Annotated in this window: 11 protein-coding genes; 6 read left to right on the top strand and 5 right to left on the bottom strand. The window is 68.8% G+C overall.

All coding sequences use genetic code 11. The annotated features are described in order from the left end of the window. The first annotated feature begins 18 nt into the window (after window positions 1-18). Entirely contained in the window at window positions 19-849 is an 831-nt protein-coding gene (locus tag ABZS29_RS09035; RefSeq protein ID WP_355459992.1) for an EamA family transporter, read from the top strand. A 50-nt stretch (window positions 850-899) separates the two neighbouring features. On the opposite strand, the gene ABZS29_RS09030 is transcribed toward ABZS29_RS09035, so the two are convergent. Further along, window positions 900-2,360, bottom strand: a complete 1,461-nt coding sequence (locus ABZS29_RS09030) for a S8 family serine peptidase (RefSeq protein WP_355459990.1) — start codon at window positions 2,358-2,360, stop codon at window positions 900-902. 255 nt (window positions 2,361-2,615) lie between these two features. On the opposite strand from ABZS29_RS09030, the gene ABZS29_RS09025 reads away from it, so the two are divergent. From ABZS29_RS09025 to ABZS29_RS09010, 4 genes are all read left to right on the top strand, one after another. Continuing rightward, window positions 2,616-3,317, top strand: a complete 702-nt coding sequence (locus tag ABZS29_RS09025; protein WP_355459988.1) for a GntR family transcriptional regulator — start codon at window positions 2,616-2,618, stop codon at window positions 3,315-3,317. Continuing rightward, window positions 3,314-4,630 carry an MFS transporter gene (locus ABZS29_RS09020; protein WP_355459986.1) on the top strand — a complete coding sequence of 439 codons (1,317 nt, stop codon included), beginning with the start codon at window positions 3,314-3,316 and terminating at the stop codon, window positions 4,628-4,630. The genes ABZS29_RS09025 and ABZS29_RS09020 overlap by 4 nt, the downstream gene beginning before the upstream one ends. An 88-nt stretch (window positions 4,631-4,718) precedes the next feature. Continuing rightward, the gene (locus tag ABZS29_RS09015) at window positions 4,719-5,702 is read left to right on the top strand and encodes an ATP-binding cassette domain-containing protein (RefSeq protein WP_355459984.1); all 984 of its coding nucleotides are present in this window, start codon (window positions 4,719-4,721) and stop codon (window positions 5,700-5,702) included. Next, window positions 5,699-6,514, top strand: coding sequence for an ABC transporter permease (locus ABZS29_RS09010; RefSeq protein WP_355459982.1), 816 nt, complete (start codon window positions 5,699-5,701; stop codon window positions 6,512-6,514). Before ABZS29_RS09015 ends, ABZS29_RS09010 begins: the two co-directional genes overlap by 4 nt. Window positions 6,515-6,613: 99 nt before the next feature. Here the strand turns inward: ABZS29_RS09010 and ABZS29_RS09005 are convergent, their stop codons facing one another. Continuing rightward, complete coding sequence (locus tag ABZS29_RS09005; RefSeq protein WP_355459980.1) at window positions 6,614-7,963, bottom strand: serine hydrolase domain-containing protein; 1,350 nt, start codon at window positions 7,961-7,963, stop codon at window positions 6,614-6,616. A gap of 72 nt (window positions 7,964-8,035) precedes the next feature. Here ABZS29_RS09005 and ABZS29_RS09000 point away from each other — a divergent pair, with 72 nt between their 5' ends. Beyond that, on the top strand, window positions 8,036-11,281 hold the full coding sequence (locus tag ABZS29_RS09000) for a BTAD domain-containing putative transcriptional regulator (protein ID WP_355459978.1): 3,246 nt from the start codon (window positions 8,036-8,038) through the stop codon (window positions 11,279-11,281). On the opposite strand, the gene ABZS29_RS08995 is transcribed toward ABZS29_RS09000, so the two are convergent. From ABZS29_RS08995 to ABZS29_RS08985, 3 genes are all read right to left on the bottom strand, one after another. Next, complete coding sequence (locus tag ABZS29_RS08995; protein WP_355459976.1) at window positions 11,268-11,894, bottom strand: TetR/AcrR family transcriptional regulator; 627 nt, start codon at window positions 11,892-11,894, stop codon at window positions 11,268-11,270. The two genes, ABZS29_RS09000 and ABZS29_RS08995, sit on opposite strands and share 14 nt — an antisense overlap. Before the next feature lie 107 nt (window positions 11,895-12,001). Then, complete coding sequence (locus ABZS29_RS08990; RefSeq protein ID WP_355459974.1) at window positions 12,002-12,514, bottom strand: DinB family protein; 513 nt, start codon at window positions 12,512-12,514, stop codon at window positions 12,002-12,004. Continuing rightward, window positions 12,511-13,041 (bottom strand): DinB family protein, encoded by a 531-nt coding sequence (locus ABZS29_RS08985; RefSeq protein WP_355459972.1) that lies wholly within the window; start codon window positions 13,039-13,041, stop codon window positions 12,511-12,513. Before ABZS29_RS08985 ends, ABZS29_RS08990 begins: the two co-directional genes overlap by 4 nt. Window positions 13,042-13,060 lie beyond the last annotated feature (19 nt).

Here is a 13,060-nt window from a genome sequence, read left to right as displayed (position 1 = left end):
CCGTGAGAAGGTGGAGCTGTGCTGGTTCTGGTGGTGGTGCTCGGGGCTGCGGTGTTGCATGCGACGTGGAACGCGATGGCGCATGGAGCGGTCGATCGGGTGGCCGGCCTGGCGCTGTTCGAGCTGACGGCCGGGGTGATCGGGCTGCTGATGGTGCTCAAGCAGGGCTTGCCGCCATCGGACACCTGGGGATACATCGTGGCGTCGACCGTCCTGCACCTGGTCTACCTGGGTGGGCTGGTGGCGTCGTACAACTTGGGGCAGTTCAGTCAGATGTATCCACTGGCCCGCGGTACGTCGCCCTGGGTCGTGGCGGTGGTGTCGATCGTGGTGCTGCAGCAGACGCTGGCGCCCGGCGTACTGGTCGGCGTACTGCTGGTGTCGACCGGGCTGATCGCGCTGGTGTTCATCGGGCGGCCCGGGCGTCGGCAGGTGCCGGCGTTGGCGGCGGCGACGGGCACCGGGCTGACGATCGCGGCGTACACGGTGGTGGACGGGCTCGCGGTGCACAAGATGCCGGTGCTGACCTACATGGGCTGGGTCTTCATGCTGCAGGGGTTCGCGATGCCGCTGATCGTGGTCGCCTGGCGGGGGACCGCCGTACTGCGGCAGCCGCGGCGAGCCGTGCTGTCCGGGGTGGCGGGCGGTGCAGTGTCGATGGTGGCCTACGGGCTGGTGCTGTGGGCGCAGACCCGGGGCACTCTGGCGGCGGTCGCGGCATTGCGCGAGACCAGCATCATCTTCGGCGCCGTCATCGGCGCGGTGTTCTTCGGCGAGCGGTTCGGGCCGCGGCGAGCGATTGCGGCCGCGGTCGTCGTCGCCGGCATCGTGCTGATCAGTCTGGACTGACCTGAATGAGTGGGGGTCCCGGGCGGGAGACCCCCACTCTGCTCAGGGCGTCACCAGCCGCGCTTGACCGCGTCCAGTGCGTCGACGAGGCCTTCACCGAAGAAGGCGTTGTTCGCCGTGGTGCCGGTGCACCGGGCGTCGGCGACGGCCGGGCAGGCGACGTCGTCGGCCTGCTTGCGCAGCGCGGCCTCCATTTGCAGCGGGCCCCACCACGGGTGCGCCGACTTCATCAGTGCGGCGACGCCGGCGACGTGCGGCGAGGCCATCGACGTACCGCTCTTCGTGCCGTAGCCACCGCCGGGCAGGGTGGACAGGATCGTCCGGCCCGGCGCCGTCACGTCGATCTTGTTCAGGCCGAAGTTGGAGAAGTCGGCGCGGGTGCCGTCCTTCTGGAACGCGGCCACGGTGATCACGTGCGGGAGTTCGGTCGGCATGTTCAGGCAGTTGTTGTCGATCGTCCGGGTGACCGGGGTCGAGTCGTTCGGGCTGCCGGTGTCGGTGGTCTTGTTCGCCAGGTCGTAGCGCGAGTTGCCGGCGGCCGCGACCGCGAGCACACCCTGACCGGTCGAGTACGCCACCGCACGCCGGACGGCTTCCTGGACCGCGCCCTGGTCGGCGCCGTCCTTGCACCAGTACTCGAACGGGTCGATGAAGTAGCTGTGGTTGGTGACGTCCATGTGCCGCTCGGCCGACCAGATGAAGCCGCAGATCGCGTACTCCGGGTAGATGAAGCCGCTGTCGTTGACGACCTTGACCGAGGCGATCCGGACGCCCGGCGCGACGCCGACGATGCCGATGCCGTTGCGTGCCGCGGCGACCGTGCCGGCCACGTGCGTGCCGTGGTCGCTGGTGGTCGGGCGCCAGCCGCCCGGCGTCTGGTTCGCGACGCCGTTGGTCGTGCAGTTCACCGAGTCGGCTGCGTCGAAGTTCGGTGCGAGGTCCGGGTGGGCGTCGTCGACGCCGCTGTCGTTGATCCCGACCAGCACCCGGCGGGAGCCGTCGGTGATCGCGTGGGCCTGGTCAGCCTTGATCTGGGCGTTGTCCCACTGCTCGCTCTCCCGCGGGTCCGGCACCGGAGCCGTCGCGGTCTCGAGGTCGGACGAAGTGACCCCGGCCGCGGTAGCCGATGCCGCGGGGGCGCCGTCGGTGACGGGCGCCGTCCGGGTGGCGCCGACCGACTGGACCTCGCGGCCGTCGCGGCCGGACTTGATCGCGGTCTTGAAGTCGGGGTTGGTCGACTGCGCGACGACGACACCGATCTGCCGGTACGAGACCAGGACCTTGCCGCCGGCGGCCTTGACCGCGTTCTCGACCTTGCGGATGTGACCGGGCGAGGCCTTGGTGTTCACCACGTAGTTCATCAGCGGACCGGCTTCGGTGGCGGCTGCCGTCGAGGTCGGTACGGCGCTCGCGGCGGTGGCGCCGAGCGCGGTGAGCGCCAGGGCGGTGGCGGCCAGGCCGGCGGACAACCGGCTCGACTGTGCACCAAAAAGCGGGGACAAACGGCTCACGCTACCTCCAGTGAATGCGGGGTCTGGAACGGACGGGCCCAGACGCTCGACAACCGTGACTCTAAATCTCCGCACTGACAAGTGGTCAGGTTTGTCCCCAAGACAGGGGAAACCCTGCGTTTGTCACTACCGATGGTTCGGCGGTTCACGCTCAGTTACCCACATCATGTGGATCAGCCTGTGGATAACTTGGGGATTTCTTGTGGGTGTACGATAGATACAACAGAGATACCAAATGCGTTCTAGGGTGAGGTTGTGCAGTTCGAGCTGGGGGAAGAAACCGCCGAGATCGCTCGGGTGGTCGTCGAGGCAGCGCCGGGAGTGGAGAAGATCCCGGCCGCCGAGCGGGTGTACGCGTATGTGAAGGCAGCGATCCTGGACCGGGTGTACCCCGGCGGGGAGCTGCTGACGGAGGGCGAGCTGGCGACCGCGGTCGGCGTCTCCCGCACTCCGGTCCGGGAGGCGTTGCTGCGGCTGGAGGAGTCCGGCCTGGTCAAGCTGTACCCGAAGCGGGGCGCACTGGTGCTGCCGGTGCTGCCGCAGGAGATCAACGACGTGCTCGAGGCCCGGGAGCTGATCGAGACGCACGCGGCCGCCAAGGTCTGGCCGCGGCGCAAGCAGCTGATCGAGAGTCTGTCGCAGCGCGTCGACGAGATGCGCGCGCACCGCAAGGCCGGTGACGCGAAGAGCTTCCTGGAGGCCGACCGGGCCTTCCACGAGGCGATTGTCGGTGCCGCCGGCAACGAAATTCTCGCCAAGCTCTACAACAGCCTGCGCGACCGTCAGGTGCGGATGGGCGTGCCCGGGATCGAGATGCAGCCGGCCCGGATGGACCGCTCCATCACCGACCACCAGGAGCTGATCGCGGCCCTCGGTGGCAACAGCGTCAAGCGGTTCCGGGACCTGGTCGTCGCCCACATCGACTCCGCCGCGGCGGACCTGCGGGGGACTCGGTGACCGAACTCCTCTTCCCCCTGGGCGGACGGCGTGCCTGGGTGGTGTGGACCACTGCTGTCTTCACGTACCTGGTGACCGTGCTGCACCGCGGCTCGATGAGTGTGGCGGGTCTGCAGGCCGCGGAGCGTTTCCACATCTCCGCGTCCGCGCTCGCCAGCTTCACCGTCGTACAGCTGACTGTGTACGCCGCTATGCAGGTGCCCGTCGGTGTCCTGCTCGACCGGTACGGCTCAAAGCGACTGCTGGTCGCTGCGTCCGGACTGTTGTTCGTGGCGCAGTCCGCGTTCAGCATGGTCGATTCGTACCCGGCCGCACTCGCTGCGCGCGCCGTACTGGGTGTTGGTGACGCACTGGTCTTCATCAGCGTGCTGCGCGTCGTCATGTCCTGGTTCCCCGCACTGCGGCAGCCGGTGATGTCACAGGCGACCGGCATGCTCGGCGGTATCGGTGCGATCGTCTCGACCGCTCCGATGGCTGCTGCGTTCCATGCCTTCGGGTGGACGCCGACGTTCGCCGGGGCCAGTGTCCTCAGTCTGATCGCGGGCCTCGCCGTACTGGTGCTGATGAAGAACACCCCGTACGACGAACCGCTCCGCCGCACCAAGCAGTCGGTCACCGAGGTCCGCAAGAATCTCCGTCGGGCCTGGCAGGAGCCGGGCACGCGGTTGGGGCTGTGGACGCACTTCACGACCAGCTTCTCCGGCAGCACGTTCGGACTGCTCTGGGGCTACCCGTTCCTCGTGCAGGGCCAGGGCGTCGCCCCCGGAACCGCAGCGGCGATGCTCATCCTGCCGGTGCTCGCGGGCCTCTGCTACGGCCCACTGGTCGGCCGGTACGCCGCCAAGTTCCCGTTCTACCGGTCGTGGATCGTGCTGGCCGTCATCGCCGGCTCGGTGCTGATGTGGACCGTCGTACTGCTGTGGCCGGGACAGGCGCCGATGCCGGTGCTCCTGCTGCTGATCGTGGTTCAGGCGGCCGGTGGACCCGGCTCGATGCTCGGACTCGACTACGCGCGGACCTTCAACCCGAGCAACCGCTTCGGTGCGGCCAACGGGATGGTCAACACCGGCGGCTTCATCGCCACGTTGATCTGCATCGGCATGGTCGGCATCCTGCTCGACGCCTCGTCCGGTGGCGCTCCGCAGACCATCGGTGACTTCAAGTACGCGCTGGCCTTCCAGTACGTGCTGTGGGCGATCGGTATCCGCCAGATCCTCAAGTACCGCCGCCGGGCCCGCGGCCACCTGGCTCGCTACAACCCGGAGGTGTACCAGGCGCTGCTCGCCAACAAGGTGGTCCCGCTCAGCGGCTGAACCAGGACCGTGCCAGAGCAGTGCCAGGCCCGTGCCAGCACTCCAGGCGACGGTAGTCCCAGTGAAGTACGTCAACTGGGAGGAATCGATGAGTCCATCGAACCAGGTCGCCATCGAGGCGGTCGGCTTGGTCAAGAAGTACGGCAACACGACTGCGCTGGCCGGGGTCGACCTGACTGTCCCGACCGGGACAGTGCTCGGAGTGCTCGGGCCGAACGGCGCGGGGAAGACGACAGCGGTCCGGATCCTCGGCACGCTGCTGCGTCCCGACGCCGGGCACGCCACGGTCGGCGGGTACGACGTCGTCCGGGAGGCCGCCAAGGTCCGCGGGATCATCGGCCTGACCGGGCAGTACGCGTCGGTCGACGAGGACATGTCCGGCCGCCGCAACCTGGTCATGATCGGCCGGCTGCTCGGGATGTCGCGGGCCGATTCTCGCCTTCGGGCCGAGAAGCTGCTCGAGCGTTTCGAGCTGATCGACGCCGGCGACCGGATCGCCAAGACCTACTCGGGCGGCATGCGGCGCCGGCTCGACCTGGCCGCGAGCCTGGTCGGCAACCCCCGCATCCTGTATCTCGACGAGCCCACCACGGGTCTGGACCCGCATGCCCGCAACGGCGTCTGGGAGACGATCCGCGAGCTCGTCCTGGACGGCACCACGGTGCTGCTCACGACGCAGTACCTCGAAGAAGCCGACGCGCTGGCCGACTCGCTGATGGTGTTCGACAAGGGCCGCGTGGTCGCGTCCGGACGCCCTGCCGAGCTGAAGGCCCAGGCTGGGAAGCAGACCCTCGACGTCCGCCCGTCCGAGCCGGCTCACCTCGAACGCGTCGCCGCGATCGTCGCCGAAGCGGTCGGCGTCCGCCCGAGCGTCGACGTCGTGAACGCGCTGGTCAGCGCCCCGGTCACCGACGGTACGGCGCTGCCCGTGGTGGTCCGCCGCCTCGACGAGGCCGGGATCGCCGTCACCGAACTGGCGCTGCGGCTGCCCAGTCTGGACGAGGTCTTCCTCGCCCTGACCGGACACGCCGCCGAAGAACAGCCCGCCGTACTGGAAGGAGCGAACCGATGACCACCGCGACTCTCGACAGCATTCCGCCGGTGGAACACCGGTCTCGTCCGTTCGCCTGGGTGCAGCAGAGCCTGACACTTGCCTGGCGCAACATCGTCCGGATCCGGCAGAACCCCGAAGCCCTGGCGGACGTGACGTTCCAGCCGATCATCTTCCTGGTGCTGTTCCTGTTCGTCTTCGGCGGCGCGATCGCCCAGGGCGCCGGCTGGAAGGGCTACCTGCCCTTCCTGCTCCCCGGCCTGCTCGTCCAGACGGTCGTCTTCTCCACGATGGGCACCGGCGTCGGCCTGAACGACGACTTCGCCAAGGGCGTCTTCGACCGCTTCCGCAGTCTCCCGATCGCCCGCATCTCACCGCTGATCGGCGCCGTCCTGGGCGACGCCGTCCGCTACACGCTCTCGATCGTGATCCTGATGGGGACCGGTTTCGCGCTCGGTTTCCGGTTCCACAACGGCCTCGGCTACGGCCTGCTCGGACTGGTCATCGTGCTCGGCTTCGCGCTGGCGATGTGCTGGATCTGGGTCTGGCTCGGCCTGACCATGAAGACCGCGCAAGGCGTCCAGGGCATCGCGTTCCTGGTGATGTTCCCGCTCACCTTCGGCAGCAACATCTTCGCCCCGACCAGCACCATGCCCGGCTTCCTGCAGGCCTTCGCCAAGGTCAGCCCGATCCCGTACCTGGTCGACCTGGAACGTGCCCTGATGGGCGGCGGCGCGATCCAGAAACCGCTCCTGGTCACCCTGGCCTGGATGATCGGCCTGGTAGCCGTCTTCGCCCCCCTGGCCATCCGCGCCTACCGCCGCCGCACCTGACCGATCCACCACACCAACGGATATCCCCTCCCGTTGCCCCTTCTCCGCTCGTATACAGGGGGAAGAAGGGGCAACACGGACGGATATCCGTTCTTGTGGTCAGTGGGGGATGTCGGCGAAGGCGAGGGGTTCGCGGGTGCAGAGGTAAGTTGCCCAGTGCAACTTCACCGGGGTGCCGGTGGCGTCTCTCGTGATGGTGAGGAGTTCGCCGGTTTCGCGGCCGGAGACGGTGCGGTAGGTGTCGTCCGCGATTCGCTCGAAGACGGCGGGGGCTTGCCAGTCGGCGGCGGCCGGTGACTTGGCCTGCAGTACGCCGGCCTTGACCTGGAAGTTGAACGGCGAGCCCTCGGTCCACCACGTGCCCAGTACGCCGCTCAGTTCGTCCGGGACCGGCGTACCGGGGAGCCACGGGTCGGCGGGCAGCGGGTCGAGCTCCAGGGTCTTGGTGATCAGGTCGATCGCGAGGGCCGAGGGAGCCGGCGCCGAGGTCGACGACTGCAGGCAGATGCCGGCGGTGCCGGAGGCGCGGTGGACGAAGGTCGAGGTGATGTGACCGGGCATGCCGCCGTCGTGGCCGACGTACAGCTCGTTGTCGACGCGGAACAGCATGAAGCCGAGGCCGAAGGCGAGCTGCCAGCGGGCGGTGTCGGCCATGATCTGGACCTGGCACATCTCCTCGAGAGTGTCCGGGGACAACACCTCGGAGACCGGGTTCGCGACGAACATGCCCCACTTGGCCAGGTCTTCCGCCGTACTGGCCAGGCCGCCGCAGGCCGCCATCGCCTTGATGTCGAGCAGCGGCTCACGCACCGGTACGTCGGAGAACGGCGGCACGTAGTACCCGGTCGCGGCCGGTCCACCGTCCATCCCGACCGTGGTCCGGCGCATCTCCAGCGGGTCCAGGATCCGGGCCTTGATCGCGTCGTACCAGGGCTTGCCGTCGAGCCGGGCGACGACCTCGCCGAGCAGTGCGTAGACCAGGTTCGAGTAGTGGAAGCGGTGGTGCGGCTTGCCGATCCGGTCGGCCTCGTTCCAGCCGGAGACGAGTTCCTCGCGGTCGGGGAACTTCATCAGGTCCCAGACGTCGCCGACCGGTTCGCGCTGCATGCCGCTGGCGTGGCTGAGCATCTGCCGGATGGTGACGCCGCCGTGCTTGCTCTCCGGCACGTGCGTCTCGAGCGGGTCGTCCAGGCTGAGTTTGCCCTCGTCGCGCAGCGCCAGGACGGCGACCGCCGTCAGGGTCTTGCTCTGCGAGGCGATCAGGAACTGCGAGTCCGCGGTCGGCGGCACTCCGGGAGTGTCCAGATCGGCGGAGCCGGCGCCGTGCGACCAGACCAGCGACCCGGCGCGAGCGACAGCGCCCACCACTCCGGGAACACGGCCTTTGGCCTGGCGATCGGCGACGAGTCGGGTGAGGGCGGTTTGCGTCTGCGCGGCGAGTTCGGTCACGACAGTCGACAATAAGCGAGCGAGATGACAAAAGGCAGGGCCCTCGGTACGTCGATGTGCGAGGCTGGGTAGGTGCGCATAGCGGTGCTCGGTCCTCTCGCGATGTGGGCGGCCGACGGGACTCCGCTCGACGTCCGCGGCGTTCGCCTGCGTGGGCTGCTCGCGCGGCTCGCGTTGAGTGCGGGGCGGCCGGTCAGTGTCGAGACTCTGGTGGACGGCCTCTGGGGTACGGCGGCACCGAGCGCCAACGCGTTGCAGTCGCTGGTGTCCCGGTTGCGCTCGAGTCTGCCGGTCACGGAGTCGAGCATCTCGATTCAGTCGGGTCCGGCCGGCTACACGCTGACCATCGGTCCGGACTGCGTCGACGCACAGCAGTTCGAAGACCTGGTACGCCGGGGCCGCGCGGTGCTCGGAGCCGATCCGGAGCAGGCCCACAAACTGCTCACCCAGGCCGAGAAGCTGTGGCGTGGCGAAGCGCTCGCCGACCTGCGTGACCTTCCGTTCGCCGCGATCGAGGCGGACCGCCTGACCGAGCTCCGGCTCGGCGCGGCCGAGGACCTCGCCGAGGCGGCAGTCAGCTGCGGCCGGGCCCGCGACCTGATCACCGAGCTCGAGCAACTCGCCGTCACGCATCCACTCCGCGAACGCCTCCACGAGCTCCTCATCCGCGCCCTGTACGCCGACGGCCGCCAAGCCGAGGCGCTGTCGGCGTACGAACGAGTCCGTACGACGCTCGCCGACGAGCTCGGCGCGGATCCGGGTGCACGACTCCGTGAGGTCCATGTCGCCGTACTGCGTGGTGATGCGGTCGACCCGGTCGCGGTCAGCGCTCCGGCGCCGCCGCCGGCTGAACCGCGGAGCAATCTGCGCGCACCGCTCACCAGCTTCGTCGGCCGTCGCGAGGACGTCTCCGAGTTGAGCCGTCTGCTCAGCGACGGCACTCGACTCGTCACCATGGTCGGCCCCGGTGGCGCCGGGAAGACCCGGTTGGCGACCGAGACCGGTCGGACCCTGGTCGAGCAGAGCGGTGACGGCATCTGGTTCGTCGAGCTCGCGCCACTCGGTGACGCGGCCGACGTGGCCCCCGCCGTACTGTCGACGCTGGGAGCCAGTGAGTACGTCGATCTGACGCCACCGTCGAGTCTCGTGCCCAAGCAGGTGCGAGCAAGCCGGGCTGCCACCGAGCGCCTGGTCGAGGTGATCGCGGACCGCCGGATCCTGCTCGTCCTCGACAACTGCGAACACCTGGTGCAGGAGGTCGCCGGCCTGGTCGACTCGCTGCTCGCGGTCTGCCCGCGGCTGCGGGTGCTGGCCACGAGTCGCGAGCCGCTCAGCATCCCCGGCGAGCACCTGCACGCGGTCGGACCCCTGGGCCTGCCGCCCGAGGACTCACCGAGTGACGAGTACCCGGCCGTGCAGCTGTTCATCGACCGGGCCCGCGCAGTGCGGCCGGACTTCGCGCTCACCGACGCCAACCGCGCCGCGGTCGCCGAGATCTGTCGCCGGCTCGACGGTATGCCGCTCGCGATCGAGCTTGCCGCAGCACGATTGCGTGCCCTCACGCCCGAACTCATCGTCGAACGGCTCGCGGACCGCTTTCGCTTGCTGACCAGCGGTTCCCGGACCGCTTTGCCCAGGCACCAGACGCTGCGTGCGGTCGTCGAGTGGAGCTGGGACCTGCTCGATGCCGATGAGCAGGCGGTGGCTCGCCGGCTCTCGCTGTTCTCCGGTGGCGCCTCGCTGGAGGCCGCCGAGCAGGTCTGCAGCGACGAGAACCTCCCGCCTGAGGCGGTGCTCGGCGTACTGGCTTCGCTGGTCGACAAATCGTTGGTCGAGGCAGCCGCCGGTGAGCGGTCGGTGCGCTACCGGATGCTGGAGACAGTGCGCGCGTACGGCGCCGAGCAGCTCGCGGCCGCTGGTGAGCGCGATCGGTTCCGCGCAGCGCACACCGACTACTTCCGGCGGTTGCTGCGGGAGGCGTGGCCGAACCTGCGGACCCGTGCCCAGGTCGACTGGATCGCCCGGTTGAAGGCGGACCACGACAACCTGATCGACGCGCTGCGCAGTGCGATCGACTCCGGTTCGGCGCGGAACGCCGTACAGATGGTGTCTGCGCTGGCCGAGCTCTGGAACATGAGCGGCCGCCCGGCCGAGGCGGTCGCCTGGATGCGCGCAGCGCTCGCCGTACCGGGACCGAGTGCGCCGGTCGAGCGCGCGACAACGCTGATGATGCTTGCCTTCGGCACCATGTCCACCGAGGAGAACACGGTGGAGATGATTCCCAAGGCGTTGCGCTGTCTGGCCGAGGTCCGGATGCTGTCGCGGCGGCACCAGCACGTCCACGAGTCTGCCGTCGGCCGGTTCACGAACGCGATGTGGGCGGCGATCCGGCGCGACACCGCGACGTCGTTCGCCGAGCTCGAGGCCGCGCGGGAGAATCCGGACCCGTGGACCCGGCACATGGCCGCGCTGCTGCTGGCGATGTTCCGCGACAACGAGGGCGAACCCGTTCAGATGGACGCCGACCTGGGCGTCGCGCTCGAAGGTTTCCGTAGTCTCGGCGATCGCTGGGGGACCTCGATGGCCCTGCGCGGGCTGGCGAGTCTGCAAGCCGCTCGCGGCGATCACCAAGCGGCGTTGGTTTCGCTGGAAGAGTCGATGAGCCTGTTCGAGGAGCTCGGCAGCACCGAAGGCATGGGACAGCTGCTCGGTTCGGCCGCGATCAGCCGGCTCGAGCTCGGCGACTTCGACGGGGCGCGGGCGATGCAGCTGCAGGCGCTGCGGATGGCCGAGGAGAACGGCTCCCGCGAGGGCGAGGCGATGTCGCTGTTCGGCTTCTCCCGGATCGAGGTGCGCGCCGGACGGCTCGACGAGGCGAAGGATCTGATCGTTCGCGCCCGCACCAGGCTCGGCGACGCCTACGAACGGATGGCCCCACAGGTCATGGCGATGCTGCTGGCCCAGTCCGCCCGCATCGACCTCCGCCGCGGCGAGCTAGAGCAGGCTCGGGCAAGCAGCCGCGAGGCGGTCGAGACTGCTTTGGGCAGCTCGGACATGCCGGTCACCGCGTCGATCGTCGACATGGCGGCCGAGGTCGACCTCGGGTCGGGCGACCTGGAACCGGCCGCGCGAACCCTCGGCCTGGCGGCCGCGCTGCGCGGCATGCGCACCGTGCCGGACGCCGATGTCCGCGTCGTCACCGAACAGCTCCGTGAGCTGCTGGGTGGCGACGCGTTCGAGACGATGTACGGCGACGCGGCCGCGATGACGCGCGACGACGCCCTCGACGAACTGCGCAAGCGGTTCAGCTCGTCATGAGCTGAATCGCCAGTTCCCGCAGGGAATTCTGCACCTTCTGCTCGGGCGGCCGTGGGTCCGCGAGCATCCAGTCGGAGACCACCGCGTTCACCGCGCCGAAGAAGCTCAGGCCGACGAACCGGAAGTCCCGGCGGTCGATCTCGCCCTTCTCCGCCGCGCTGTCGCCGAGGTCGCGCACACTCGCGATCAGCAGATCGCGAAAGGCGAGCCGCTGTTCCTCGACCGCCGGACTGGTGCCGACCACCTCGACGAACGAGATCCGTGCCCGGCGTAGATCGGCCATGATCGTTTTCAGATAGCTGTCGACGGCCGCGGTGATGCGTTCGCGCACCGGCCGGCCGGCGGTCCGCCGGATCGCGTCCCCGGTGTTGCGGACGGTCAGCTCGATCACCTGCGCGTGCACCGCGAGCAGCACGGCTTCCTTGTTCTGAAACTCGTGGTAGAAGTGCCGCGTCGATACTTTCGCCTGTGTACACAGGCGTTCCACCGATGTCGCCGGGTACCCCTCGGTCCCGAACAACTCCACCGCGGCGGCCAGTAGTCGCTCCCGGCGCGCTGCCTTCCACTCCTCGACCGATCGCCCGGAATAACGGCGTACGGAGGGTTCCCTCATCACACCTCTTGTCGCTACCCCGTGCCAGATCCCGGACATCCTATCCACCCTTCGGCGGGACCGGAACCGGGCCGGAGATCTCCTTCGTCTCCGGCCCGGAATGGTGGTCAGTTCATCGACTCGTAGCCCGTGTTCCCGTCGAGCAGTTCGCGGACGATGTCGAGGTGCCCGAGGTGCCGGGCGGTCTCCTCGATGAGGTGGCAGAGCACGAACCGCACCGAGGCCTGTCCGCTCTCGCGAACGGCCGCCCGCTCGAGATCACCGAGGTCCATCGCGGCCACGACTTCGTTCGACCGCGCGGTTTCGGCGTCGTACTCGTCGAGCAACTGGGCCAGCGGTACGTCGTCGACCAGCATCTCGGCGTCGGGATGCCCGTCCGGCGTCCACGGCGTCTGTCCGGTGTCGGGAACTCCGGCGAGATTCATCTGGAACCACGAGTACTCCACCCAGCGCAGATGTGCGACCAGAGCGGCGACGTTGGTGAGCGGCGAGGTGGGGAGCACCACGCGATGCGCATCGGCCTCACTCAGGCCTTCGCACTTCACGCGAACGAGCGAGCGAAGGTGGTCCAGCCAGCCGACGAGCTGAGTTCGTTCGTCACCGGTCAGGGGTGGTCTCATGCAGTCTCCTCAAGTGTGGTGTAGCCGGTTCGGCCGTCGATCAGTTCACGAATGATGTCGAGGTGCCCGACGTGCCGGGCGGTCTCCTCGATCAGGTGGCAGAGGACGTAGCGCAGCGAGGCCGGATCGCCGTTCCCGGTGCCCTTCTCGAGCGCGTCGAGGGGAAGGTCGGCGATGGCCGCATTCGATCGCGCGCACTCCGCTTCGTACTCGTCGAGGAGCTGGGCGATCGGTACGTCGTCGACCAGCATCTCGGCGTCGGGATGGCCGCCCTCGGTCCACGGGGTCTGACCGGTGTCGGGGACACCGAGCATGCTGAGCTGGAACCAGGCGTACTCGTTCCAGCGCAGGTGGGCGACGAGACCGGCCGTCGTCATCAGCGGCGACGTCGGAACAACGTTGCGGTGGGCATCTTCTTCGGAGAGTCCGGCGCACTTCATCCGGACGAAGGATCGCTGGTGATCCAGCCATCCGATCAGCTGCTCGCGCTCAGGTGCGGTCAGCGGCGGACGCGGTACTTCGGTCATGCGAATACTCCTGTAGTGG

The sequence above is a fragment of the Kribbella sp. NPDC005582 genome, assembly GCF_040605415.1.
In the GTDB taxonomy this organism is placed as follows: Bacteria; Actinomycetota; Actinomycetes; order Propionibacteriales; family Kribbellaceae; genus Kribbella.
The sequence above is the reverse complement of the archived record's forward strand: the minus strand, read 5'-3'. Positions and strand labels throughout refer to the sequence as shown.

Excerpts from the sequence above, each read along its gene's own strand:
- ABZS29_RS08985 (WP_355459972.1), bottom strand. The coding sequence starts at position 13,041 with ATGACCGAAGTACCGCGTCCGCCGCTGACCGCACCTGAGCGCGAGCAG.
- ABZS29_RS09015 (WP_355459984.1), top strand. The coding sequence starts at position 4,719 with ATGAGTCCATCGAACCAGGTCGCCATCGAGGCGGTCGGCTTGGTCAAG.
- ABZS29_RS08995 (WP_355459976.1), bottom strand. The coding sequence starts at position 11,894 with ATGAGGGAACCCTCCGTACGCCGTTATTCCGGGCGATCGGTCGAGGAG.
- ABZS29_RS08990 (WP_355459974.1), bottom strand. The coding sequence starts at position 12,514 with ATGAGACCACCCCTGACCGGTGACGAACGAACTCAGCTCGTCGGCTGG.
- ABZS29_RS09010 (WP_355459982.1), top strand. The coding sequence starts at position 5,699 with ATGACCACCGCGACTCTCGACAGCATTCCGCCGGTGGAACACCGGTCT.